General features: G+C 38.4%; 18 protein-coding genes and 5 pseudogenes. 11 read left to right on the top strand and 12 right to left on the bottom strand.

Annotated elements, in window-relative coordinates; genetic code table 11:
• From ACFINO_RS07810 to ACFINO_RS07800, 3 genes are all read right to left on the bottom strand, one after another.
• A partial coding sequence (locus ACFINO_RS07810; RefSeq protein ID WP_375655377.1) for a filamentous hemagglutinin N-terminal domain-containing protein occupies positions 1–5,633 on the bottom strand: 5,633 nt, incomplete at its 3' end.
• 91 nt (positions 5,634–5,724) lie between these two features.
• The gene (locus ACFINO_RS07805; RefSeq protein WP_375655376.1) at positions 5,725–7,485 is read right to left on the bottom strand and encodes a ShlB/FhaC/HecB family hemolysin secretion/activation protein; all 1,761 of its coding nucleotides are present in this window, start codon (positions 7,483–7,485) and stop codon (positions 5,725–5,727) included.
• The gene (locus ACFINO_RS07800; RefSeq protein WP_375632738.1) at positions 7,478–7,657 is read right to left on the bottom strand and encodes a hypothetical protein; all 180 of its coding nucleotides are present in this window, start codon (positions 7,655–7,657) and stop codon (positions 7,478–7,480) included. The genes ACFINO_RS07805 and ACFINO_RS07800 overlap by 8 nt, the downstream gene beginning before the upstream one ends.
• Before the next feature lie 256 nt (positions 7,658–7,913).
• On the opposite strand from ACFINO_RS07800, the pseudogene ACFINO_RS07795 reads away from it, so the two are divergent.
• The 4 genes and pseudogenes from ACFINO_RS07795 to ACFINO_RS07780 all read left to right on the top strand — a co-directional run.
• Positions 7,914–8,527, top strand: a pseudogene (locus ACFINO_RS07795) (type ISP restriction/modification enzyme); the annotation flags it as partial.
• Between the two features lie 1,622 nt (positions 8,528–10,149).
• Positions 10,150–10,992, top strand: a complete 843-nt coding sequence (locus tag ACFINO_RS07790; RefSeq protein WP_375655375.1) for a hypothetical protein — start codon at positions 10,150–10,152, stop codon at positions 10,990–10,992.
• Between the two features lie 79 nt (positions 10,993–11,071).
• Complete coding sequence (locus ACFINO_RS07785) at positions 11,072–11,650, top strand: hypothetical protein (protein WP_375637773.1); 579 nt, start codon at positions 11,072–11,074, stop codon at positions 11,648–11,650.
• Between the two features lie 112 nt (positions 11,651–11,762).
• The gene (locus ACFINO_RS07780) at positions 11,763–12,542 is read left to right on the top strand and encodes a hypothetical protein (protein WP_375655374.1); all 780 of its coding nucleotides are present in this window, start codon (positions 11,763–11,765) and stop codon (positions 12,540–12,542) included.
• 1,705 nt (positions 12,543–14,247) lie between these two features.
• Here ACFINO_RS07780 and ACFINO_RS07775 read toward each other — a convergent pair.
• The 7 genes and pseudogenes from ACFINO_RS07775 to ACFINO_RS07745 form a co-directional block, all read right to left on the bottom strand.
• Positions 14,248–14,877 (bottom strand): lambda exonuclease family protein, encoded by a 630-nt coding sequence (locus tag ACFINO_RS07775; protein WP_375655373.1) that lies wholly within the window; start codon positions 14,875–14,877, stop codon positions 14,248–14,250.
• A 1-nt stretch (position 14,878) separates the two neighbouring features.
• Positions 14,879–15,660: pseudogene (locus ACFINO_RS07770) on the bottom strand (ERF family protein).
• A 102-nt stretch (positions 15,661–15,762) separates the two neighbouring features.
• Positions 15,763–16,038, bottom strand: coding sequence for a hypothetical protein (locus ACFINO_RS07765; RefSeq protein ID WP_375655372.1), 276 nt, complete (start codon positions 16,036–16,038; stop codon positions 15,763–15,765).
• Between the two features lie 11 nt (positions 16,039–16,049).
• Positions 16,050–16,682: pseudogene (locus tag ACFINO_RS07760) on the bottom strand (phage antirepressor KilAC domain-containing protein).
• Positions 16,683–16,862: 180 nt separating this feature from the next.
• A complete protein-coding gene (locus tag ACFINO_RS07755; protein WP_375618719.1) occupies positions 16,863–16,988 on the bottom strand; it encodes a hypothetical protein in 126 nt (41 codons plus the stop codon).
• 85 nt (positions 16,989–17,073) lie between these two features.
• A complete protein-coding gene (locus ACFINO_RS07750; RefSeq protein WP_375633260.1) occupies positions 17,074–17,235 on the bottom strand; it encodes a hypothetical protein in 162 nt (53 codons plus the stop codon).
• A 131-nt stretch (positions 17,236–17,366) separates the two neighbouring features.
• Positions 17,367–18,017, bottom strand: coding sequence for a helix-turn-helix transcriptional regulator (locus ACFINO_RS07745; protein WP_375618720.1), 651 nt, complete (start codon positions 18,015–18,017; stop codon positions 17,367–17,369).
• A gap of 454 nt (positions 18,018–18,471) precedes the next feature.
• Between ACFINO_RS07745 and ACFINO_RS07740 the strand changes: the two are divergent.
• The 3 genes and pseudogenes from ACFINO_RS07740 (at position 18,472) to ACFINO_RS07730 (ending at position 21,187) form a co-directional block, all read left to right on the top strand.
• Positions 18,472–18,950, top strand: a pseudogene (locus ACFINO_RS07740) (crossover junction endodeoxyribonuclease RuvC).
• A gap of 837 nt (positions 18,951–19,787) precedes the next feature.
• Complete coding sequence (locus ACFINO_RS07735) at positions 19,788–20,417, top strand: hypothetical protein (protein ID WP_375635026.1); 630 nt, start codon at positions 19,788–19,790, stop codon at positions 20,415–20,417.
• A 293-nt stretch (positions 20,418–20,710) separates the two neighbouring features.
• A complete protein-coding gene (locus tag ACFINO_RS07730; protein WP_375655371.1) occupies positions 20,711–21,187 on the top strand; it encodes a hypothetical protein in 477 nt (158 codons plus the stop codon).
• Positions 21,188–21,337: 150 nt separating this feature from the next.
• Here the strand turns inward: ACFINO_RS07730 and ACFINO_RS07725 are convergent, their stop codons facing one another.
• A complete protein-coding gene (locus ACFINO_RS07725; protein WP_375640137.1) occupies positions 21,338–21,631 on the bottom strand; it encodes a HigA family addiction module antitoxin in 294 nt (97 codons plus the stop codon).
• Between the two features lie 16 nt (positions 21,632–21,647).
• Entirely contained in the window at positions 21,648–21,929 is a 282-nt protein-coding gene (locus tag ACFINO_RS07720; protein WP_004856694.1) for a type II toxin-antitoxin system RelE/ParE family toxin, read from the bottom strand.
• Between the two features lie 188 nt (positions 21,930–22,117).
• On the opposite strand from ACFINO_RS07720, the gene ssb reads away from it, so the two are divergent.
• The 4 genes and pseudogenes from ssb to ACFINO_RS07700 all read left to right on the top strand — a co-directional run bounded on the left by ssb (position 22,118) and on the right by ACFINO_RS07700 (position 23,779).
• The gene (gene ssb / locus ACFINO_RS07715) at positions 22,118–22,570 is read left to right on the top strand and encodes a single-stranded DNA-binding protein (RefSeq protein ID WP_375655370.1); all 453 of its coding nucleotides are present in this window, start codon (positions 22,118–22,120) and stop codon (positions 22,568–22,570) included.
• A gap of 12 nt (positions 22,571–22,582) precedes the next feature.
• Positions 22,583–23,119 (top strand): annotated as a pseudogene (locus tag ACFINO_RS07710) (hypothetical protein).
• Between the two features lie 67 nt (positions 23,120–23,186).
• Complete coding sequence (locus ACFINO_RS07705) at positions 23,187–23,387, top strand: type II toxin-antitoxin system HicA family toxin (protein ID WP_375633256.1); 201 nt, start codon at positions 23,187–23,189, stop codon at positions 23,385–23,387.
• The gene (locus tag ACFINO_RS07700) at positions 23,384–23,779 is read left to right on the top strand and encodes a type II toxin-antitoxin system HicB family antitoxin (protein WP_375633257.1); all 396 of its coding nucleotides are present in this window, start codon (positions 23,384–23,386) and stop codon (positions 23,777–23,779) included. The genes ACFINO_RS07705 and ACFINO_RS07700 overlap by 4 nt, the downstream gene beginning before the upstream one ends.
• The last annotated feature ends 466 nt before the right edge of the window (positions 23,780–24,245 follow it).

Genomic DNA, 24,245 nt, shown 5'->3' with positions numbered 1-24,245 from the left:
AGAGCCGCACCGGCTTCTGTCAGCCCTTGGGCTTTATAATCCCAGTCTTTAAATTCAGCCTTAACTGCTTGCCAATCCACTTGCTTGGATAATTCTGGATCATCACGCAGTTGCTTGATCCATGCCATGCCTGGAGAGCGAGACAATTGCTCAAGGGATTTGTCTAAATCACCAGTTGCCTCATACTCAACAACAAAGCCATCACCCGCATCAAGCTTTATGCCACCCTTAGCATCTATGGTGACATGCTCGATGGTCTCCTTAAGGTAACCTTTATCGCTCTCACTCCACCACACAAGGTTTTCATTACGCTGATAAACGTCCTTAAAATCTTGATCCTTGTTGGTCAGAAACTTGATCTTCCCCGTATCTGATGCCAAATGCGTCTGACCACCACTTGATAGCCCTGCCGCATCAAGCGTGAGATCCCCATTTTGCGCATGCATGGAGAGGTTGCCCTCTGTTTCTATCGTGGTTTTGTTTGTAGTAACTTCTGTTGATTGTTGACGAAACTTATTCTTTTGCTTCGATTTGTCGCCTTCTTTGCCCCTCAGATCCAAATCAAAACTGTTAAAATCTTGCTCTGAAACCACGTTGAGAGCGCCACCACTGGTGAAATCTCCATTGCCCTTGGTTTTAAACTTTCCCTCAAGGTTCAGTTCACCACCTGTGACAATGGTCAAATCTCCATCACTGTTGACTTCTGTCAAACGGTGCTCACTGCTTTGGGCGTTATAATGCCCTTTTTCCAATGTCTCCTTATGGTCACTCTCTAGTACTAATGAACCAAATGTAGCAGAACCACCGACAATCACCGTCATCGGACCGCCACTGCTCCATTGGCCACCAGTCATGCTTAAATCGCCAAGGGAGTGAATGTTTAAATCCTGTATAGAAATGATTTGAGCCTGCTGCCCACTCCGATCAACAAAACCATATTCATTCGTGTCACGGATTTTTGCAGTACCATCAATGATTGTCTTCGCATTGAGGGTGATGATATCCCCCAGAATAACCCCTGAAGAGTTGGCTAAAAGATCGCCACTGCTGAGATCTACAGCACCGCTGCCAAGCAAAAAACCACCATCATTAAACAAAGTTTGCGTAGTCGAAACATGCAATGCACCATTACTTGATATGGTGCCACTATTGGTAAGACGGTCCGTCTCTATAGTGACGCTATTGCCTTTCAAACGTGCACTGGCAAGGTTTCCTTGCTGCGTTTTTGCCCCATAAACATCTTGTGCTAAAGAAGTGTTTGGTGCCAAATAAACATGAGGCACCAAGACCTCTTGTCCATCGACAAGGTGGGTCTCAAGCCAGATCATATCATTTTTGATCCCAGCAATTTGCTGAGGCGTTAAGGGCTTGCCTAGCTCTAACTCCAAAGGACCTTGCTGCTCCACAGCATTGTCATAGAGCCTTTGCATTTGAGCATTGGGATCTTCAACATCAAGAAGAGTGCGATTACCTGTCAGCTCAAAGATTTGCTCACCCACCAGACGATATTCAAAATAAGCATCCCCTAATCTTTTAAACACGTTCTCAGGCTTATAATTGCCAATCTTTTTTAAGTAATAGTCCGATCCCAAAAATTTACTTGGGTTGATAAAGTCCTGTCGCGTCTCAACTAAAAACGGCACATCCGGTGATTGGGTCTGGTCCAATTCTGTCTTGACAGAGTTTAGCCCATCTTGCGTTGGCACCTGTATGGATTCTGGTGCGGGGGTTTTTGTGCTTGGTGCAAAAAGCCCTTTGTGCCCTTTCAAACCATTGATAATACCGTCCAATCGATCATCACTAATCAGTGGTTTGGAACCGTCAAAATCGGTGTTTTTAACACCAGCCAAACCTTTATCGCCAGAGCTTAAGCCAACTTGCTCAACCCCCTCACGCACCGCATGATTGTCAATATAGCCTGTCAACTTGGCATCAAGCGTGCCACCAGCTTCAATCGTGCCATAAACAGTATCATAAGTGCGCGTGGGGTTTTTGGTATCAGTAGTGCTGCCATAATACGTTATGCCTCCCCACTTACATCCTCCATTCGCAACAGTACAATGTTTCTTCCTGCGATGCGTTTCAGTTACAATCTTGGTTGTTTCAATTAAATCACGCCCCTCATTGAGCAGCGTATCACCCTGCATCTCAATGTTGCCATTAGCAGCAATCAAACTATAACTATTGCGGATATCACCGGCATGAACCGTGAAATGGCGCCCTACCAAAATCTGGGCAGCATTATTGATAAAATGAGGCTGTTGACGGCTAATTGTAGTGTCAACATCTTCCTTTATCTGATGGTGTTTAATATTAGTGCCTTCCCAACTTCCCGCAACAAACCTGTGAGAAACCACTTTATCGCTAACTTCAACCCCACCTTCACGCATGTTGGTAAGCGCTGAGACATCGAAGGTCATATCGCCTGACACGGCTTCTAAAAGACCCGAGCTGTTGATCACATGACCAGCCCGCTCTCCACTTAAACCACGGATGATGAGATTGTCTTCAGCAATGACATCGGCAAACTTATTGATAAAATCCCCATCTAAGGAGAAAATGGCAGATTTCTTGGCATAAATCAGCCCACTATTACTCAGATCAGCGCTCACATTGAGCGCAACCCCATCACCACTTGAACCAATACTGCCGGCATTGTCCAAAACATCTGCGGTTAAGACAAAAGCACCACCACTTTTGAGAACACCGTCTTCACCATTTAAAACCAGAGCAACTTGCCCCAATGACGGATCATGGCTTTCTGCCACAAGCGTAAAACTGTTACTGGCTAAAAGCTGACCGGAATTGGCTAAAGACCCAAGCTTCGCATCAACAACACCGCCCACCATAATACCGGAATTGCTTAAAACATCATGACTGTTGAGAGTAAGTACCCCGCCTTGCGCTTCCACAAGCCCAGCTTGGGTGAGTGTGCCTGCCTTCAGCGTTACATCATAGGCGCCAACCTCACTTGTCTCGCCCATTGTCAATATGCCATCACTGGAAAGCTCTATCCGCTTTTTAGAGACAATGCGCCCCGTTTGGCTGAGATTTGTTTGCGCATGCAAAGCAATGGTATCATTGCTTTCTATTGTGCCACTATTGCTTAAATCACCGTGGCTGGTCAGTTGAAGGTCACCACGCTCAATCTCTATGTGCCCTGCTTGGATCACACTATCAGCAACAATATTGACTGCCCCTTGCGTAGAAATAAGACCATCAACATTCTCAAAACTGCCCACATCAATGCGCAAACCATCCCGCGCTAAAACATGCGCACCTTCATCATGTGTAGCGTTTTGTTGCTCTGAATTTGTCGTTTCAGCGCTTTTATTGACAAAAGACGTTGCAACAATCTTCATCTCACCGGCTAAAGCACTGAGAAGACCAGCCTCATTATTTATATGACCAGCACGTGTCTCTTTCAGCCCACCAATGCTGAGAGCCTCTTCTGCAATCATTCTGCCCTGTGTGTTGGTTAAATCACCATCACTGAATACGTCCATAGATTTTTTGGCGTAAATCAGCCCACTATTGCTGACATTCCCTGCCACATTGAGCGCAACATTCTCACCACTAGAGCCAAGCACACCGGCATTGTCTAATTGCCCTGCGGTCACAACAAAAACGCCACCACTTTGAAGGACACCTTCGGATGTATTCTTCAGAAAGGCTTGTTGCGGATCGGCGCCTTCTTGTGTGCTTACCATCAAATGCAAATCATCGGTTGCAATAAACGTCCCTTGATTGGTAAATGCACCAATATGAGCATCGACACTCTCACCGCGCATTGTGCCGCTATTGATAACCCCATCACGCACTTGAAGGGTTAATGCTCCTTCTTGGGCTTCCACAGTCCCTGCTTGGGTTAAAGCATCAGCACTCAAAACCACATCATAACTTAAAATCGTGCTCTCTTGAGAGGTTGTGAGCATGCTACCCGCTGTCAAGGCAACCTGCTGCATGCTGACAATATCACCCGTGTGATTGAGGGCACCATGGGCATCCAGCGTTATCTTCCCATTGGACCAGACAGTGCCTTCTTGGATCAGGGCACCGTGATGCGCATAAAGGTCAACTTTTTGCTCTGCCACTAAGCGCGCGCGTGATGTAAGCTCTGCTGCTTCCACCAAAAGAGAGCCGCCGGCGCTATAATGTCCAGCGCCTACAGTGAGCGCATCATCGGCGCTCAAGACAATATTCCCCTTGGCACCAATATGGTTGTTTAAAGCGCTGATTTGATTGGTTTTAATGGTCAGATCGCCAAGGGAAGAAACCCCTGTTTGATCATTGTCTTGCATGCGGCTCAGATCAATTGTTGCTGCTTGGATCTCTAAAAGATCACCGGCGGCTATCCGCCCATTCCCCGCCTCAAGCTTTGCTGCCTGTAAATGCAAAGAACCCGTCGCTGACTGTTTACCATCACTCCCAATACCGCTTGCTAGAAGAGCATGAGACTGGAGCTTGATCAGATCGGCGTGCACATCAACAGCACCGCTCGCTGCAACGCGAGCTTGCTCAGCCAATTCAACATGTTTCAAAGCCTTCAGTTCAACTGCTTCTTCTGAAAAAAGCAGATCTTTCACATGCACACTGTCGTGGTGAGAACGCGCTTTTACTGCTCCTTTGGCACGTGCTTTGGCAATTACCAGCTTGCCATCACTTGTCAATCTCATGGCGCCTGCATTGGCAACCATGTCTCCGCGCATCTTAACGCCCGCACCTTTATCATTGGCAATCACGCGGATCTGCCCCGCATACATTCCACCAAACTCACTGGAATCAATCGCCAATTCTGGCTCTTTGCCATCAGAACCAAGAGAAGTTGCTTCGCGTTTGTCATAATCAAAATGATTGCGCCCCGCGATAACAGCCAAATCTCCTTTGACCTGTATGGGACCCCCGACACTGATCTTGCGCGAAACAAGATCAAAAATATCTAATGCACTCCCATCAGCCCCACGAGAGCCTATAGTGATATCTCCACCCTCAACACGCAATCCACTCAAAGCGCCATCGGCTCCAATAATCGGTTGTCCAGTCGATAAAGTCACCCGTGGTGTATTAATAAAGCCACAACCGTTACAGGTAATCCCATTGGGATTGGCGATAATAACATCCGCCATATGCCCATGTACTTCGCTCACGCCTTCAAGACGCGAGCGATTGGCACTTACCACTTCATTAAGGATAACCTTTGCTGCACCGCTATAACGCAAATTGCCGTTGCCTGGCACCAATCCCCCAAGCTGTGAACGCGAGACTTCCTCAGTCGAATTGTTCAAAATTACGCCATGGGTATCAACATTGAAACTGTCATATTTGTTATGAGAAAGACCCTGTCCATTGGGGCGAACAATATCAATCAGCGGCACATCATTGCCGGCTTTCCCCACCGTGGGGCGGAAAACAGAGCCAACCCCATCAGCTGCTTTAATCCCTTGGCTCTCTTGTGCAACAGGACTTCGCGCTCCAAGCGCTTGTGCTTGCAACAACAAAGGCTGAAAAGCTAAGCAAAAGCTTAAAACAAGTGAAAGCCCCTTATGGATCCCTCGCTGCAAAACACAAAGAACGCGCTGCCATAGCTTGTATCCATATCCCAATCTATGCTTTTGATTTTTCAATCCCCGCATCTTCAGCTCCTCATAAAATTCTTTATCTCTTTAAAAAAACAACCCATATGGGTATAAACAGCGCAGCGATATTTTTTACCGCCCCTTTGCTCTAAAATCTCAATAATGCCCGCACTTGAAATAACCCTGTCGCATTTCCTTTTTCTCGCACTGTCGATTGGGTTAAAATATTCGAATAAGATACATCAATATCCGTAATGTCTCCGGTTGCATGGAAACCAAGAGTTGCCCCAACGAGGCTCCCGCCAAAACTGTTTTTGTTTACATTATTGGCCACGGCCCCCAGATCAAGCGCCATATAAGGGGCAAATTGGCTCATAAATTTACGCCCCATTCTCGAAGAAAAACCTGGCAACAACAGCGACAATTCATTGCGCCAAAACGCCCCATTATTGCCGTAATAAATCGCCTCACGCACCCCACGCACAGAGGAACTACCACCAAGCGATATTTGCTCTGAACTAAACAATGTGTCGGGTGATAATTGTCCTGAAAACAGCGTGTTATAGCGAAAGTTATATTGTTTGAGCGAAAAAGGACGCACGTAGCCTAGAGAAAAAGACAATTTGGAAAATTGCCCTTTGGGTGAATTTTTTGTTGCATTCTCTTGCTCTTTATCGTCATAAGCGCCAAGAATTGCCAACCCTTTATGAAACCCTATATGCGCGCTTAATTCTCCTCCAAGCCACTTGCGCGAGTGATCAAGCTCAAAGGTTGCAATAGCTAGTTTACGGCTGGAAACATCAACCCGACTGCCCATAATAAAATTATCAGAATATTTCCATGTCAACCGTCCTGTAAGCCAGGTCTTTCCCTCTTGATCACGGTCGATAACCCGTGAAATCCACGGTGTCAGCGATAAAGACTTGCCCGCAGTCATAATATCGGAAAATATTCCCTTAACACTCGAATGATATTGGCTCCACGTCCCATCAAAACCTGTTGTCCAAGTGCCATAGGGTAGAGAAAAGGATCCCGTTAGAGTATCACTATTGGGGCGCTTGTGAGAAAAATGATACGGACTACCATCCATAGAACGCTGATAGCTCAACGACCATTGATCATTGATCCCCAACAGATCATCAAAAGAAAGGCTCAAGCGCGTTTGATAAAGCCCTGTTGCTTTAGCGCCAAGATTATCGCTGGAAAGCGTAATAAGCCAAGGTTTCTGTTTTTCAATATGAACATCGAGTATCGAACCACCCGAATTGCTCCCCGCACCAAGATTAATGGTGGCTTGGCGTGAGAAAAGCCGATTGATTTGATCAAGCCCTTGCTCTATCTGGCGCAGATTGGTCGGTTTTCCAATAAGGTTTGGAAAAGCCGTGGTGATTTCTCCTTGAGATTTCCTTCCAACTTTATGCCCATCAAGGGTAATATCTTCCATCACACCTTCAACTACAACAATCTTGAGATGACCGCCGCTTAAATCTTGCTCAGGCAAATAAGCCCGCACCGCAATATAGCCGCGCTTCATATAAAGCTTGGTCACCGCTTTGAGCACTTTATTGATTTCGGCAATCCCCAAACACCGTCCTTCCCAAAGAGAAATGGCTTCATGAAGGTCGGTATGAGAAATCAACTGAACATCAACAAATTCAATGCTTTTGATCAGCAAACAGGTTGTACTAGGCGAAGCACCATAGGGAGATATGGTATCATCGTCTGGCAAAAATACCTCATGGGTTTTGTTTTTACGCTGCAATTGCTGAAAACGCTGTTGTTGCGTTTGTTGTCGTTGGATGCTCTCTGATTGATTAATCGCTTTCTCACGAATGTTTTGGGCAAAACTCGCCAACGAGAAAAGGCACAAAATAGCCGCAAAAACAAAAATGAAAAAAAATCTATGCATTCATTGTGCCCTCAAAATGAGCAACAAAATGAACCATATCGTCAGCGTCACAGAAAAAATCGCCAACCGCGTAATAATTTTTTAATTTTTTGATGAGAATAATACTTCTAAAATCTAAGAGAAAAGCATAGACTGCACTGTATACGCCTGCTTTATTAGTTGTGCAAACCATATCATTTCCCCCACTTTTGAAGCTTGTATAATTACACTGTTAAATGACAATCATATGCTATATATGCTTCTTAATTTTAAGGTGTTGCATGTAATATAATCTTGAGCTTCAAGTAAAGACTCTTATTCATAGAATATACCAAATTTATTGGAACTGTTACATATTAGAGACAACAAAAAACACTCCATTATTATCGCTTGATAAGAAAAATAGCATGACAATCGCTTATTTACTAAAATAAGAAAAAAAGAAAATGCGTAATGCCATAACTGATGAAGAATTAGCATATTTAAAAGCCGCTTATCCTAATGAAAAAACACTAAAGATGATCTGTTTTATTATGTTTACGGTCTTTTGCATTCAGAAGATTATCGCACCCGTTATGCTGATAATTTATGCAAAGAATTGCCTCGTATCCCTTGCGTAAAAACGGCTGATGATTTTTGGAAATTTGTGACAGCAGGGCGTGAACTCGGTCATTTGCACGTAAACTATGAAACTGTAGAACCTTATCCAGTGACCTTTAAAAAAGGCAATCCAAAAGTTACAGAGATCACGAACCCTAAAGAATTTTACTACGTTACAGAAATGAAATTCGCTGGGAATAGTAAGGAAAAAGATAAATTGATTGTTTTTTATAACAGCAATATCACAATAACAGATATCTCTCTTGAATCGGTTATGGGGCGTCAATGTGTAAAGACTGATAAAAAGAGTGGCATTATTAATGATGCCAATAGCTATGCTGTTGAAACCGTTGGCAACCCTGCTTATCCATTGGAGTTATTCCAAAGGGTTATTACTGTAAGTTTGGAAACAATGAAAATTGTTAAGAACTTACCAAAATTAGAAATTAGAGAAACCGAATAACTTATAAAGCATGCTCAGATGATAGGCATGTTGACCTCACAAGGGGTATAGAGCTTATAATCATATCTATACCTCTTTTGTTAAGTTGCTTACATATAATCCTAAAAGGATAGTCTATATGCGTTATTCTAAAAAGAAGAAACTTGCAATTTTAGATACTCTTATTTGGATTGCCTTTAAAAGATTATATCGTAATCTAAAATGATAGCTTTGTTTAAAGAGGGTTATGTATATTCACTTTTCTTATAGGTTTTGAAGGTATAAAAACCGTCAAAACCCCTTCAAAACGTATATTATTAGTTGAATTTATAGGTTGTGTTATCAATAGAGGTTGTTTTTTAAGATCTGTAAAATATTAACACATTGAAAAATAACGTTTTTACTTTTTATCGTTTTTTTATCTAAAAGAGGCAACCGTCAAAACTCAAAACCCCGTCAAAACTCATAACTATAAAGATCTTGATAGCATCTCTTATGAGTTACAAGATATCTTTTGAAAAGCTTTAAAGGATCACATGATTTTTATAAAGCACGTTGTAATCATTCTCTAAATCATAAGGTTATCTATTCAAAAGAACTGATTAAAATTCATAAAAGGGATTTTAATAACGTAATCAGTTTTTACTTTCATACGCTTTTCATAAGACACGTTTTAATGACACACTAAAATAATCACTTTTGTCAGTTCAATTTACTGACAGATAACTGACAAATATATATTATTAATTGTATTTAAGGTTGTGTTATCTATATAAGTTGTATCTTAAAAAGACTAACATATTGAAATATAATGCTTTTAATTTTTTATCATTTTAAAAAAATAGTATAGGGTCTAAAAAGAACTGACACAACTGACAAAAGTCTATTAAAAGGGATTTTGCTGATCTCTATAATGATCAGTTTCTATTGAGATATTTTCATAACAGACAATAAATCACAATTATCCTATTTATCGTTTCTCTTATGAAACTGAAAAATGATGCCATGGCTATAAAGAACATAACAGCTATAGAGAAAGCAAAAATGCAAATGAAAGCATTTGTTATAAGAGCGCGGTGCTATTAAGGTCGTTTAAATTAAAGCCCCTTATAAACAAAATTCACAAAAAATTTAAAATTCATTTAGTAACAAAATTGATAGGTTATAAAGTTTAAAATACGCATCATGAGAGCGTTTCTAAATATTATAAATGTATAGATTCAGAAAATAACGCAATCTTTTAAGAAAGCCAATAATATAGCTTTAAAAGCATATAAATATAAAAGAAGCAACTAATAGGCATAAGATATTATCAATACACAACGTATTTAAAAAAATACAAAAAATATCAAAAAAGATAAAATATTGTTTGACAATAAATACGTATTTTGTTATATGAATATTCAAGTGCTGAAAACACTTAACGATTAGCGGATAGGTTACGAAACAATCTTTCCAAAGTCTTTAAAATACTGACTGTTTTTTATACGTATTAAAGCGTATAATGATTTTGTCGGGTGTGTCACACCATGCAATACCCTTATGGGAAAAGTGTGACGACGGACTAATCGCCGTGTTTTCAACGCCCGGCGCCTTTATAGCGCGTCAATTGAAAACTTCATTACGATTAGAAAGAATTTAAAATGAAAAATTCTATAATAAAAACTTCCCAAAATACAATTTCCTCTAACATTGCAAACGAAATCACATCTGTTAATCAACAAGAGTCTGCAAAAAAATACGAATTTACCAATGAAAAATTCACTTTTGATGGTCTTACTTTACACCGTATACGTGCTCTAAGAGATTTTGATGATGTTAAGGCGGGAGACCTCGGCGGTTTTATTGAAAATGAAAGTAACTTATCCCATGATGGCAATTGCTGGGTCTATGATAATGCCGCGGTTCTTTTCAATGCAACTGTTTATGAAAATGCTAAAATTTATAATGACGCGAAAATCTTTAGAGGTGCCAAGGTGTGTGGCAATGCTATCGTTAATGGCAAAGCATTGGTTTTTGATACAACCGCTCATATTTATGATAATGCAAAAATTCATGATAACGCTAAGGTCTGTGGGCATGTTTATGGTAATGCCGTAATTAGTGATAATGCTACTATTTCTAATGGTGCCAAGGTTTATGACAATGCCCGTGTCTATGAAAGTGCCTATGTTTGTGGCTATATTTTTGGCAATGCCCATGTGTATGGCAAGTCACGCATTTATGTCTGGGCGCGCGTTTATGATAATGCCCATGTTTTTTGTAATGCCTGGATTAAGGATTATTCAAGTATCTATGGTTATGCCAAGGTTTCTGGCTCGGCTCGTGTTGGTTGCTTTGTAAGGATTTATGATAATGCCAAGGTCTATGGCAAATCAAATATTGATCATCATGTGCAAATTTATGGCAATGCTGTTGTCAATAGCCGTGCAAAAATTCGTAATGATATCTGTGATGATAATCAGTCACTAAAAGACGCTGCTTAAATAACGCGTGGGCGCAGCGGGGGCGCCCTCCTTTAAATATCTCATTTAAAAATTTAAATCTCTATAAAGGAATTGTGCTATGCAAAAGAAGTTTGCACTCACAAATGAAACGCGTGTATTTGGTAATCATACCCTTTATCGCATTAAAGCATTAAAAGACTTTTCTGATGTTAGAGCTGGTGCCTTGGGTGGCTTTATTGAAAAGGAAGATAACCTCTCTCATGAGGGAAATTGCTGGGTGTATGATGAGGCTCTTGTGTTTAAAAATGGTCACGTTTATGAAAATGCAAGAGTTTTTGGCAATGCTGTCACTTGTGGTCATATCTATGGTCATGCGCGGGTTTATGACAATGCTATCATTGCTGGCTATGTTTATGATAATGCCCATGTTTATGGCAATGCTGTTATTTCTGATAATTCCCGTGTCTATGGTAATGCTCATGTGTATGGCAAGGCTATTATTTATGATAATGCCTATGTTTATGACAATGCTAGGGTTTATGAAAACGCTCGTATAGCAAATAACGTACATGTTTATGAAAATGCCAATATTCATGGCATTGCTGTTATTCGTGAAAATGTCGGCGGGTCTACTAAAATAAAAACCTATACTGAACGTCTCTCTCCTTATGGTGAATTAGAGATTGTCTGGGTCTAATCAATAAAGCAGTGTAAATGAAAGCACGGGCGCGGCGGGGGCGCCCCTCTTTCAAATTTTCCATTTCAAATTTTAGCAAATGTTTATCACATTAAATTGTGAGGGTATCTCTATGTGCAAAAAATATGAATTAACCAGTGAAATCAAAAAAATCAAACATGCTCTTACTCGAAATATTATAAACCTTTATCGCATTAAAGCTTTAAAAGATTTTGATGATGTAAAGGCGGGGTCTTTAGGCGGCTTTATTGAAAAGGAAGTTAACCTATCCCATGATGGTAATTGCTGGGTGTATGATGAGGCTTGTGTCTATGGTCATGCAAGAGTGTATGAAAATGCAAAAATACGCCATTTTTCTCAAGTCTGTGGTCAAGTTTATGGCAATGCTGAGGTCTATGGAAAAGCTTTTATCTCTCAATATGCTAAAGTTTATGACCATGCTTTTGTCTATGGCAATGCTCATGTTTATGGCAATATTTATGGTAATGCTCATGTGAATGGTAGTGCCCGCATTCTTGCTGATGCTCATATTTATGATCATGCGCATGTTTCTTATGATGCTACGGTTTTTAGTTATGCACGCGTTTATGGTCGTGCCATTGTTGCTGGCTCTGCCCGTATTCATAGCTATGCCAAGGTTTATAATTATGCCTTTATTAATGGTCGTGCAAAAATACATGGCAAGGTCTATGGCGGTGCTTTGGTGGGCGGTTGTGCTGAAATTTATGGCTCTGTTTTTGGCAATGCCAAGGTTTTATTTTATACTAAGGTCTGGGGTCGCGCTTATGGCAATGCGAAATTAACCAAGAAAAGCAAAGTAAAGGAAGTTCCTATAAATTATGAGGTTTATGAAAGCGATAACCTTGTCAAGATTGTTGATGAAACAGAATAAAAATAGACATGGGGGTGCCTTCTTGATGGCTATAAACGCATTATAAGATAATTGCTTAATATACATATCATAAAAGAGAGCATTCATAAAAAAAAGCCGTGCCAAGTGATATGACGCGGCTTTCAATGGAGGTATGTGCAAATATTTCATATAAACGAAATCAATAATGAATGCATATATACAAAAGGTATCATATTGCAAATGCTTTATTAAACATATGAAAACTTATCAAAAGGAATGTAAATGATGCGTATGATCTTTAATCACTCTTTTGAATGGGAGAGCCTATAAATGCTTTTTTTCGCCATTAAATATATCAATCATAATGTCTTTATCTTAAAGAGATTTATTTAAAACAAAGCCCATGATCAAAATGCTTCTTTTAAAACGTTTCAATATACTAAGCTCAAAATCGAGCTGAGTGAATTCAAATAACGCATTCTATAAAATCAAAACGCTTGTTAGCTTTAACAAAACTCGTTTTTTACATTTACAAGTATTGGTTTTCAAAACAATCTCTCATAAGATAAATAAATAACCGCTTTTATCAAACGAAAGGCTTTAAAAACTGTTATTAAACATCAGTTTCAAACGTTTCTTATAAAAATCTCATTTTATTTTCAAACGTTTAAATGTTCATTTAGAGAGGTTCTCATAAGCATCTTTTTATTTTGTACTCAAACATAACTTCTTTGCAAATTAATTGCTCTATATTTGGCTAGCAAACTTTAAACATTATAGCTCTTATCTAAAAATTTAGAAAAATCCCATGCCTTGTGATGTTATAACAATTTTGAATTTTACCTGCTTATCTTTGTCTAAATAGATGCCCTCAAATTTGAGGAGACCTCATTTGGTTTCGTATTTTTAAACTATAACTTTTAAAACGTTTTTTAGTACCAAGTCTAAAGTAGATAGTAACTCTACTGCCATGGCATTGTTCGCTTCCATTTTTTTGTGGAAGCGAATAATTCCGTTCTTAAAAACTAGCTATGCACTATATTCATTAAAAGGCTTTTGATTTCATAAGATATAACGTTTTGAATTTCATACTGTTGTGATGATAGGGTCTGTATAATGCCTGCCTATCGTTTTCTAAATTTTTAGTAAGCGTTTTAAAAGCGATCTTATCCTTAATCCTTTTATGCAATCTTTATAAATTAAACCTATAAGCTTATGACAGTTTCAAACAGTTAATTTCTTTAATGCCATTTTAAAGGTTTTTCCCAATTTGGGGAAAAATTATATGATCTCTATTTTCTATAAATGCGTATCTTTTGATACAATTTACCTTATAACAGTTTCAAACGATTACCCTCTTATAGAATGATCTAATATTGCTATAACACTCTTTAGATTTTGCGCTCGCCAATTTTGGCGAACGTTAATTTGTTATTTTATGCGATTAACAATCCAATCTTTAAAATAAGAAGTAATCTTTAAACATATGTTATCGATAGTTCCAAACGACTAAATTTAAAACAATGCGATTTCTGCTATGATAAAAACGTATCATAGAATTTATGAACTGTTATGAATGATAGCTGCTTTTCATTTCATTTGAACGTTTACATGTGTTATAATATTTACATCATGATTTCTTTTTATGCTCTATTCATACATGCCAATCTTATATAAAAAATAGTCAAATGAATCATGCATAAAAGTGTGGATTCTTAAGTGGATTCATATAAAATAATTGCACTCAACATATTGACTTTATTGTGTTTTTTGATATTATACTGAGTACTATCTCTGCTAAAAAGGTTTCAACAGCTTGATTGATCTGTTCAATTTGTTGATCATCACGGAGAATACGCTTGACTTTCATGCGCAAGTGAAAGAATTCCCCCGTAAAACGTGGGTCATAGCTTACGAAATCACACCACTTTCGTCCTGTACAAGCCATTTGGAATTGCATTTGTGCGTGATACTCTGGTTTGATTTCGTCACTTATACAAAAGCGCATATGTGTTACTGATCTCGGGCATTTGACTTCGATTAAACCGTCTTCTTCAATGAGACCATCAGGGCTAGCCCCCGCCATTTCTATTGTGGAGTGTTGGATAAAGCCGCACTTTGTTATATTGGCATCATAAATGAAGCCATATTCTCTCAAGGCATCTTCTTCATGTTCGATACCCCATCTCATATCTTCAGTTTCATAATAGGGGCTTGTTTCGCCTGTTAAGCGCTCTGTTATGAGTTTGATTTTGTAGTCTTCATATTTGCTCGTAGGCAATCCTTTTGCTGTCTTACTGAGTACGCTGTAAATATTTGATGCGGTGACTTTACCCAAGCGCGCTTGAAACCATTCTGCTGTTCTTTGTTCCATCTCACACCGCCGTTTGTTGCTCTTGTGATGGGAGCGATTGTAGAGCTTTTTCTTTTTGAATATTTTTTCTTCTTTCCAAATGCCCCAAAACCAATTCTGCTTTTTTACAAGACATATCTGTTAGTTTTTCTGTTTCTGCAAAATAAAGAAGACTACTTTCATTTGTCCCTGTTTCTTTAATTAATTCTTCGATTTGCTTTATCTGTTTAGAGGAAACTTTTTGATTATTTGTATCGCCTTCTTTGGTTTGCGGTTGACCATCTGTATCGTCTTCTTTACTTGCTACATTAAGAAGCATGCCTAACAGGTATCTCCGTGCGTAGGTAAGTGTAGAACTAACTGATTGTATGTTATTTTTAGAGCCTGTACTGTCAATTGGAAATGTTCCTTCTGTTGAGATTTGATTTCCTGAAGGATGAGACAGAATTATTTCTATGGTAACGTTTTTTTCTGTTTAATGTTTAATATAGTTGTATTTTGCAAGCCCATCCTTTACAGCATCAATGTACTGATCAAGCATAGCGTATTTGCTGTTTGTATGGGTGATTGTAGAGTTTTTTCAATATTTTGATATTTTGTTTGCATAGCCGAAAGATCACGGACAAAGTTTTGGCGCTCTTGTCGTTCTATTTCTTTTTCTCTTAAATCAAGAAGACGCTTTAAGCGGTCAATACTGACGTCACTTTCTAAGGCTTTATTTAAAATACATTCCATAGCAGTTTGTTCGACGGCTAAATGATGTGTTTCTTCAATTTCTATTAGGTTAGTGTTTTGTTCACTCATTTTGATTTCCTCCATTACGCGCAATTCACGTGTGGCGTGAATCACGCATGTTTTAAAAGGCTGGTTTGGCTGTTAGAAAGGGCTTATACGCTCTGTCTTTTCCTAGGGATATGTTCTCGGCTTTTCTATTATAACTAATATGTGTGTTGCTTGAAATACATGTGTTACCACATACAACAGCATCACCACCAATATGAGCTTTTTCACAAATATTGCATTGCCGTGAATTTCGGCTATTCCGTAAACTTGCGTATTATCGAAAATATGTGCATTGGATTCAACACAAGCGTTTCCAAAGTCTCTCAGTGCACGCATGCAACGAACTGGGCGACGATAGAGAATGTCTATTTCATCAGTAAATTCGTATTTCTTTTCCATGATTGTTGCTCTTAATGCATGCTTTGTCTTTATAAGCTCTTGAAACAGCAAACCAATGCCTTCTGCTGCTGGTACAACTTTTTCTATTCCATTTGCGGTTTGAAGTGTGATGATCGGACAATCCATAAGTTGCTTTTGGATTTTGTCTTGATACGGTAGCAAATTTCCACCTGCTGCTCGTCTGTAAAACCACCCTTTTTGCTGTAAGAAGAAAATGAATTGTTTTGGTTGTATCTCGAGTATTTTAGCGGCTTCTGTAAGACCGAAGAGTCCGTTGTGACGTTGCAAACTTTCAAGAGCAGCTGCTTTGGGTTTAAGGATACTCACTTCACTTTTAAAATCTCTAATTGTGTGACACTTTCTAAAAGCAGTTTTTTCACAAAGAGAGGGTCTTCTAAAGCGTTTGCAAGGTCTAAAGGTTTCTTTGCACGCCGTTCACATTCAATAAAATATTGACGGGCTTGTTTACCTTTTTTATTACGCTCTACCATGGCAAGCTCTTTTGCCATGTCTAAAGTGAGGTGATAGTCTATGGCTGTAACAGCTCTAGATTTTGCGCTCCCCAATTTTGTAGACCGCAAATCTTGTGTTTTTATAAAATCACTTTCCTCTTCAAATTCATATTGATGAATACGATCCTTAATTCAAGTAGAGAAATCTTTCCCTATTTCCAAAAATTCATGTAACTCACGTGCGTTGACCGTTTGAACGGTTTCGTGTTTGATTGTATTGTGCTGGATAGCAATAGGCTTTTCCATTACGAACCTCATGTTGATGGGATTGATGAATGAAAGGGGGGCGCTTTTAAATGCGCCCTTCAGAATTTAAAGCACATCACAAGGATGCAAACGGTGTTGTTGTTCGTAAGAATCATACATTGCATCGTCATATTCATGCTGTTTTATATCGTCTAAAAAAAACGTATGCTGTGATGTGTAAAATAACGTCATGAGGTATGTTTCCGTTAAAACACTGTTCTTCACGTTCTCTAAGATAAAATTCTGCGATATCTTCAGATATATCTTCGCAGCTCTTTTAAGAAGGATTGATGCGAAAGATTTGGATTTCATTATTTGCCTCGTCAATAATTTTTAGAACTTGGCTTTCATCAAGTGGTCCTGACCGACCAATGTTTTGATCATCATTATAGACAACTAATAAAATTTTATCAGAATTTATAAGAATTTGCTTATCCATAATTTCCCCTCCCTAACACCTCTTGGCGATTGTTTGTGCGTGGTTTATGGATACCAATGTAGCGATTTTAAAAATTTTTTTAAAAGTAATAAACTAAAGGCTTGCTTGAAGAGAAGTATAAAAATATTAATTCATATTCTGGCTGGCTTAATCCAGTCGATAGGTGCACACCATTCTAATTCTACATCTACGATATCAGCATATTTTCCATTTATACTGGATAAAACCCATTTCCCTTTTTCTTTCCCGAGACGTAATACTTTGATGTAAACTTTTCCACATTTAGTTTTTATGATGGCGCGGTTGTTAATAAGATCCTCTGGTGGCAAATGATAGGAATAAAAAAGAAGGCTTCCTTCTTCAATGGCTGGAAACATAGAATCACCTACCACGCGAACAGCAACAGTTCCTTTAGGAGCAGATGGCGGGGCTTCTACTTCTTCTAGACAACCAGAATCTATTGCGATTATTTCTCCTCCGACTCCTACAGATCCAATCAAAGGAACTAAGTGATTAGGAGGAATAGAAGCACCGGTAAGCTTTGATATTTCTAATAATTCTCGAGCAGAAATATCTCTTGTTTCTTTTAGCATTTTATTGACGGCAGCACGATCTATCGAGCGACCTAAAGAAGCGGTTAGCTGTCTTGAAAGCTCTGATTGGCTTAATCCAGCTTCAGATAAGGCATTTTGCAACCATTGTGAGATACTTATTGTCATATCTTTATTGTAGGTACGTTGTATACAATCGTCATTTTCTAATTTAGCAACATGTGGTTTCATTATTAATTTTCTTTCTTAACATTGTTTTTATAATCGCTACATAATGTACTATGAAACAATCTTCGGAAATAATAAATCTGTTAGGTGGGGTTCGTAGGGTAGTATCTCAGCTGCTTGGGGTTCATAGAACACGCGTGTATGCCTGGTTCCGTCCTATATCGAAAGGTGGAACTGGTGGAAGAATTCCAACAAAACATATCCCAATTCTTTTGAATGAAGCTAAAAGAATTGGAGCACCGATTAAGGCAGAAGACTTTTTCTCGTTTTTTTATAGGACGCAATCATGTGATTCTAAATTATCTTACAATCTGCTTTTATTGCTGCTTCTACAGATAGTAATGAACATCAACAGCATCATTCACATTCTTAAACAGGCATTAAATAAAGAGACAAAATTAATAGATTACGCGTCACCATGCGCACGCATAAATACGTAGTGCCTTAAGGGGGGATTATGATCACTAACGCACCAACTATTTTATGTCTTGATCTAGGGACCAAGACAGGCTGGGCGATCGTGGTGCTGATGGTCACATAACAAGCGATACAGAAGATTTTCAATCACGCCGTTTTGAAGGCGGTGGTATGCGTTATTTACGCTTTAAACGGTGGCTTACTGAACTAAAAAGGTCCGTTGATGAAATTGACGCGGTGTATTTTGAAGAGGTGCGCCGGCATGTGGGTACAGACGCTTCTCATATTTACGGAGGCTTTCTAGCAACCTTAACAGCGTGGTGTGAACATCATCAGATACCATATGAAGGCATTCCTGTTGGCACAATTAAGAAGGCAACAACAGGAAAAGGTAACGCCTCAAAAGAAAAAATGATTAAGGCGGTGTGTGCAAAAGGACATACGCCTAAAGACGACAACGAAGCAGATACTTTAGCAATTTTATATTTAATGAAAGAAGGGGGTATACATGTCCAATAAATTACCGTGGACGGAGGCTATTTGCAGATAAATGGATTCTTGATCTTGCTTGTTTATCTCCCTTTGAGTGAAAAGTTTACATAAAGTTACGCTTGCAAATGCTTTATACTGGAAAACCACTTTTAATAATATGAAGGTCCGGGCTGATTACACTGGCTGTTCAGTAAAAATGTTTATGAAAGCGTTAGAAGTTTTAATAAGCACAGGTCATATCAAACGTTTAGACGATGGGTGTTTATGGAGTTTAAAAGTTGAAGAAGAACTCAATAACTCTAATGAGAGTTTAGAGAAGGTATCGAAGACGTCACGGTCAAAGACGTTATCAGAGAGAGCAAAGAAAGCAGCGTAGGCAAGATGGGATAAACATACAAATGATGCTTGTGGTATGCTTAACGATGCTAAAGCAATGCTTAATGATGCCCATATATAACATAAACAATAACAGTTATAATAAAAAACTAATACTATCGTATTAGCAAAAAAGAAATTTGTTCTGAAAATTTAGAAACAAACGAACAGGTTCATGAGTCAATAGAGATTTATGCTTGCGGAAGCCAACCAGAGCAAATCACAACGGATGTAGAAAACCAACCTCCCAATCACAAGCAAAAGAACGTTCCCCAAAAAGCGAAGCGGACTAAATCAAAAGATGATTTTCGCTTACCTGAGGATTTTGAACCTAATTTGCAATACGCAATCGATAAAGGCTTAACCCATGATGAGGCGCTGTTAGAGTTCGAACGGTTCACAAATTACTGGATAGCAAATCCAAATAAAAATGCAAACAAACGGGATTGGTAAAGGACTTGGTACAATTGGGTCACAAGTCCTATCGGAATGCTAGAAAAGAAAAAAGCAAGATTAGAACAGGAAAAACGGTTAGGTGGTCATTATGGAAAATTCACTCATAAAACTTTTACAGAACAGTTTGCAGAGGGCTTCAACGAACTCAGAGATCATCTCTCATCTGGAGAAGATTATGGAAATGATCAGTCCGGGGCATCCATTGACGCTGAAAGCTGGGAATACATTGACGAAACAGGAGGAGGCGCAAACCTTAGATGCTTGAATCATCTACAAGCGTTGCTTTCTGTGAAAGCTTCAGTTAATCAAATTGAGCAAACTTCTTTCCTACTCTCAAGCATGAGAGTCCCTGCGAATACAGACGCCAAAGCCGTCGTTTTATCCTATGGCATGATGCTGGACCGCATTTCGTCATATGCTATGAAAAAGGGCGTCGAAAATATCGTAACGGGTCAAGCAATTGGGATATCAAAAACATTTATGCCAACTTGTGGAGAGCTTTTAACTTATTACCAGACAGTAGAAAACACCCTTCTTTCAAAAGCCGAAAGTGTACGCAAGGCTGTTTTGAACACCCGTGAAAAAAGGCTGAAAGAAAAGGCAATGAGAGAGAATTCAAAACCACTCACGTTGGTTGAAAAGCAAAAGCTTGAAGGAATTTAAATGGTCTTGGAGAACAGTGAAATACATTGCAGGTTAGTAAACTAGTGAAAAGCGCTGATCATTTTGGGATTAGATATGTGTTTAAACCGACAAAAAGGCACCGTACAAAGAGATTTGAAGTTTTTTTACTACAATTAAAACACAAAACGCTCTGTACGGTCTGATTTGAGGTAAATAGACCAATTGGTAAAATTATGGACTAAAAACATGAGAATATTAAAAGACCTGTTCTTAAAAAAGCGTAAACAACCAATGCAAAAAGAGTTTGTTGCAACAGCTGTTGGTTATGTTCCTTGGGGAGACGGAGCAGAGGTTTTTTAGGAATTAAAAAAAATCCCTACTTTATTCAAAGTATTTTGACATTTGCATCTGTTTCTTTGGTAATAGTCACAGCGGTTTTTGCAATTTTATGCAATTCTCATATTCCTTTTGAGTTGCAGAACAATCCAAAATACAAATGCGGAAATACAACAGGTTGGGTGAAACTAACACGTGATTTACAACAGTATATGCACAGACTTTTAAAGCTAATAAGTTTAGCGCTTATCGTTTTAATTTTCCCAAATAGTTATAAGGAAATTGTTTCTTTGCCTATTATTTCTAAGTACGTGGAGTATAAGCTTTCTTTTCCATTGGATACTGTACTTTGGTACTCAGATATTGCTCTTTGGTATTCTTTTTTAGTTTGTGTATTGTTTCTTATGTTACGTACACGCAATTTAATAAACATATCTATTTACACACTACAGTGCTCAGTTAAAAAGCCATAGTAAAATTCCGATTTTATAAAACTGTTCAGATTACGTTGTCTCTTCTCAACGTTCATAGATGCAATCAACAAGAGCATAAAAAACTATCGTGGGTTGCTTGATTTTAAAGAACATGACCTCTAGGTGTGAAGAAAGATGGACTAAGTATTTTTAAAGATGCCCTACTTGCTCTAGAGGTGAAATATGTGGGATTGGGCTGTTATGCCGAGCTTGCCACAAATCATACTTTTGTTGCAATTTAAGCCAGAATTCCGCATCATTTAAACCCGCTTTTTCTAACCGTAAAGCTAAATTAATGCTAATCGCTGCATGACAGTTTAAGACGCGGGATAAAGTTAAACGTGCAACACCAAGACGATTTGCAGCTTCTGTTACTGTTAACCCTAATTCATCAAGCAATTCTTCTTTCAAAATGCCGCCAGGGTGTGGAGGATTGTACATCATAATAACACCTCAAAACTCAATGGTAATCTTGATAATCAACCAGTTCAACGTCTGTCCCAATGAAACGAAAGGTAACACGCCAATTTGCATTGACACGCATTGACCAGTAACCTTTTAAATCGCCCGTAAGCGCATGTAGACGATACGATTTAAGAGTAACTTGTTCAGGCGCGGATATTGTATCTAAAATTACTAAAATGTTTGCTAATTTTTTAGCATGCGCGGGTTGTATGCCTTTGCAGACTCCTCGTTCAAAGAATAATTTCAATCCTTTATGCTTAAAACTAACGATTGCCATATATACCCTCTTGATACTTGATACTATACACCATGCATTTATGTCAATTGATTATTTATCAAAGGGCGCCTTAAAGCATAATTTTATATGTTAAAAAACAATATTATCATTTTGAAATAATTGCATAAATATGCAAATTATGCTAAGATTTTTTACATATTAAAATACAAATTTAAGGTAACTAAAACATGATAAACAAAGTGACATTAATCGGACGCCTTGGTGCTGATCCCGAAAGCAAAACAATGAATTCTGGAGCAGAAATAGTCAATTTTAGTATAGCGACTTCTGAGAGCTATACAGATAAAAAAACCAATCAAAAAGTAGAGAAAACAGAATGGCATTCCGTTGTGATTTTTAATCCACATTTGGCAAAAATTGCACTTCAATATCTAAACAAAGGTTCAAAGGTTTACATAGAAGGAAAGTTACAGACACGCAAATGGCAAGATAAAAATGGGCATGACCGTTACACAACAGAGATTGTCTTACCACAATTCAAAGGCGAGTTGTATTTGCTTGATGCCAAAAAAGATCAATCGGCATCCCCTACCCCTTCACCTATTACTTCTCAAAATTATGCTATCGCTTCAGGTGCTCAAGATTATAGAACGGCTCTCAACGATAGCGTCCCATTCTGATTGAAAAAAAATATGACAAAAAGAAAAAAACATGCAAAACGTGGTCGTCCTCGGATTAAAGGATGCATAAGAGAACCAAACGGACGCATCTCACGAGCAAAAACACCGCATGAACCCATGGATAAATTGGCAATTGAAATGCGTGCCAAATGCTTCTGTTTGACCATAGAAGAGGCTAAAAATCCGCTTTCCGGTACCTATATCGGGCGGCTTTATTTGCAAGGCAAAATCAATTAAGACCAATATGATGCTGCGCAAAAATATCTTGAAGTGAAAAACTATTACCTATGTGCAAAAGGATTGCCTAATGCAATTTATGATGAAATGCCTACAACTTCTGATAACGGAGCAAGAGAGAAATGGGTACAGAAGGCAACACAACGTCTTTTAGCTGTAAAAGATGTTGTTCAAGAAGCTCAATGTTTACACCGTCAATATAACCTTCATGCCGCATTACAGTATCTTGTCATAGAAGATCAATCACTACCACACCTTGTGCTTTCATTGCGCATTGCTCTTAATGCGCTTTATAAACATTTTAGCCGTTAAAAAAGAATTGACATCAGATGAAAAATCATTAAAATGTGTATATATTTACACATTATGAGTTTAGGGAATGGAACAAGATAGCCGAAAAATCATTACAAAATTAAAGCGTGATGGCTTTGAACTTATCAAAGTGAAAGGTTCTCATCATAAATTAAAAAAAGATGATAAGGTTGTTATCGTTCCACATCCTAAAAAAAATCTTCCGATTGGTACAGCACGTTCTATCGCACAACAAGCAGGCTGGTTAAAAGAAGGAGAAGAAGAATGAAAAGATTTTTTGCTCTTGTTCATAAAGATGAAGACTCTGCTTTTGGTGTTCAGTTTCCTGATTTTGAGGGACTTTTTTCTGCTGCTGATGAGGAAGAAAATTTAATAGCAAATGCAACAGAAGCACTCCAACTTTATTGTGAAGATGTAGATAGAGTGCCTATTCCTTCAAAATTTGAAGAAGTCATACAACGGGAATCTGTCAAAACAGCTTTGTCAGAAGGAGCTTTTTTAATACAAGTTCCTTTTATTGAAAATGATTCAGAAGTCATACGCACAAATATATCAATTGAACGAGGGCTTTTACGTGCAATTGATAATTGTGCACAAAAGAGAGGTTTAACAAGATCTGCTTTTTTGGCAACAGCAGCCCGTCACGAGCTTAATATTTAGCTCATCAATCTGGAAAAATTTCTCACTCTCGATTTTTTTGCAAAAGCGTGTAATTGCATATGATCCGCAAACTATTAATGAAAATCAAAAGGCGGCAGGCAAACAAAACGCTATAGTTAAGAGGGATATAACTATCATTGATACTATATACATGGCATCTAATATTTCTGAACCTGTAATTGCCTTTCCCTCCTATAATAATTTCACAATAATTTATAAAATCTAAAATGTTTTAGAAAATTCTATATATTCTATTTTAAAATAAAAAAATACAAGATCATGATTTTTTTGTTGACATAGTGTAAAAAATCGTATTTAATGACAGCATGGCAGTAGTTGTATTGCGTCCAAAATTCAAAAATATCCCCAAAAATTCAGCAAAATGTCAACTTGAAACGTGGCTAGAAAGCCCTGTTTTCTGGGTAATTCTGACTAATCTATTTTTCAAATAACAAAAATCAATAAT

This window comes from Bartonella sp. AA83SXKL (genome assembly GCF_042196965.1).
Taxonomy (GTDB): domain Bacteria; phylum Pseudomonadota; class Alphaproteobacteria; order Rhizobiales; family Rhizobiaceae; genus Bartonella.
The sequence above is the reverse complement of the archived record's forward strand: the minus strand, read 5'-3'. Positions and strand labels throughout refer to the sequence as shown.

What these genes read in the sequence shown, in the direction of transcription:
- ACFINO_RS07805 (WP_375655376.1), bottom strand. Translation starts at nt 7,485, where the DNA reads ATGCATAGATTTTTTTTCATTTTTGTTTTTGCGGCTATTTTGTGCCTT.
- ACFINO_RS07800 (WP_375632738.1), bottom strand. Translation starts at nt 7,657, where the DNA reads ATGGTTTGCACAACTAATAAAGCAGGCGTATACAGTGCAGTCTATGCT.
- ACFINO_RS07790 (WP_375655375.1), top strand. Translation starts at nt 10,150, where the DNA reads ATGAAAAATTCTATAATAAAAACTTCCCAAAATACAATTTCCTCTAAC.
- ACFINO_RS07785 (WP_375637773.1), top strand. Translation starts at nt 11,072, where the DNA reads ATGCAAAAGAAGTTTGCACTCACAAATGAAACGCGTGTATTTGGTAAT.
- ACFINO_RS07780 (WP_375655374.1), top strand. Translation starts at nt 11,763, where the DNA reads ATGTGCAAAAAATATGAATTAACCAGTGAAATCAAAAAAATCAAACAT.
- ACFINO_RS07775 (WP_375655373.1), bottom strand. Translation starts at nt 14,877, where the DNA reads ATGGAACAAAGAACAGCAGAATGGTTTCAAGCGCGCTTGGGTAAAGTC.
- ACFINO_RS07765 (WP_375655372.1), bottom strand. Translation starts at nt 16,038, where the DNA reads ATGGAAAAGAAATACGAATTTACTGATGAAATAGACATTCTCTATCGT.
- ACFINO_RS07755 (WP_375618719.1), bottom strand. Translation starts at nt 16,988, where the DNA reads ATGACGTTATTTTACACATCACAGCATACGTTTTTTTTAGACGATATA.
- ACFINO_RS07750 (WP_375633260.1), bottom strand. Translation starts at nt 17,235, where the DNA reads ATGGATAAGCAAATTCTTATAAATTCTGATAAAATTTTATTAGTTGTC.
- ACFINO_RS07745 (WP_375618720.1), bottom strand. Translation starts at nt 18,017, where the DNA reads ATGAAACCACATGTTGCTAAATTAGAAAATGACGATTGTATACAACGT.
- ACFINO_RS07735 (WP_375635026.1), top strand. Translation starts at nt 19,788, where the DNA reads ATGCTAGAAAAGAAAAAAGCAAGATTAGAACAGGAAAAACGGTTAGGT.
- ACFINO_RS07725 (WP_375640137.1), bottom strand. Translation starts at nt 21,631, where the DNA reads ATGATGTACAATCCTCCACACCCTGGCGGCATTTTGAAAGAAGAATTG.
- ACFINO_RS07720 (WP_004856694.1), bottom strand. Translation starts at nt 21,929, where the DNA reads ATGGCAATCGTTAGTTTTAAGCATAAAGGATTGAAATTATTCTTTGAA.
- ssb (WP_375655370.1), top strand. Translation starts at nt 22,118, where the DNA reads ATGATAAACAAAGTGACATTAATCGGACGCCTTGGTGCTGATCCCGAA.
- ACFINO_RS07705 (WP_375633256.1), top strand. Translation starts at nt 23,187, where the DNA reads ATGGAACAAGATAGCCGAAAAATCATTACAAAATTAAAGCGTGATGGC.
- ACFINO_RS07700 (WP_375633257.1), top strand. Translation starts at nt 23,384, where the DNA reads ATGAAAAGATTTTTTGCTCTTGTTCATAAAGATGAAGACTCTGCTTTT.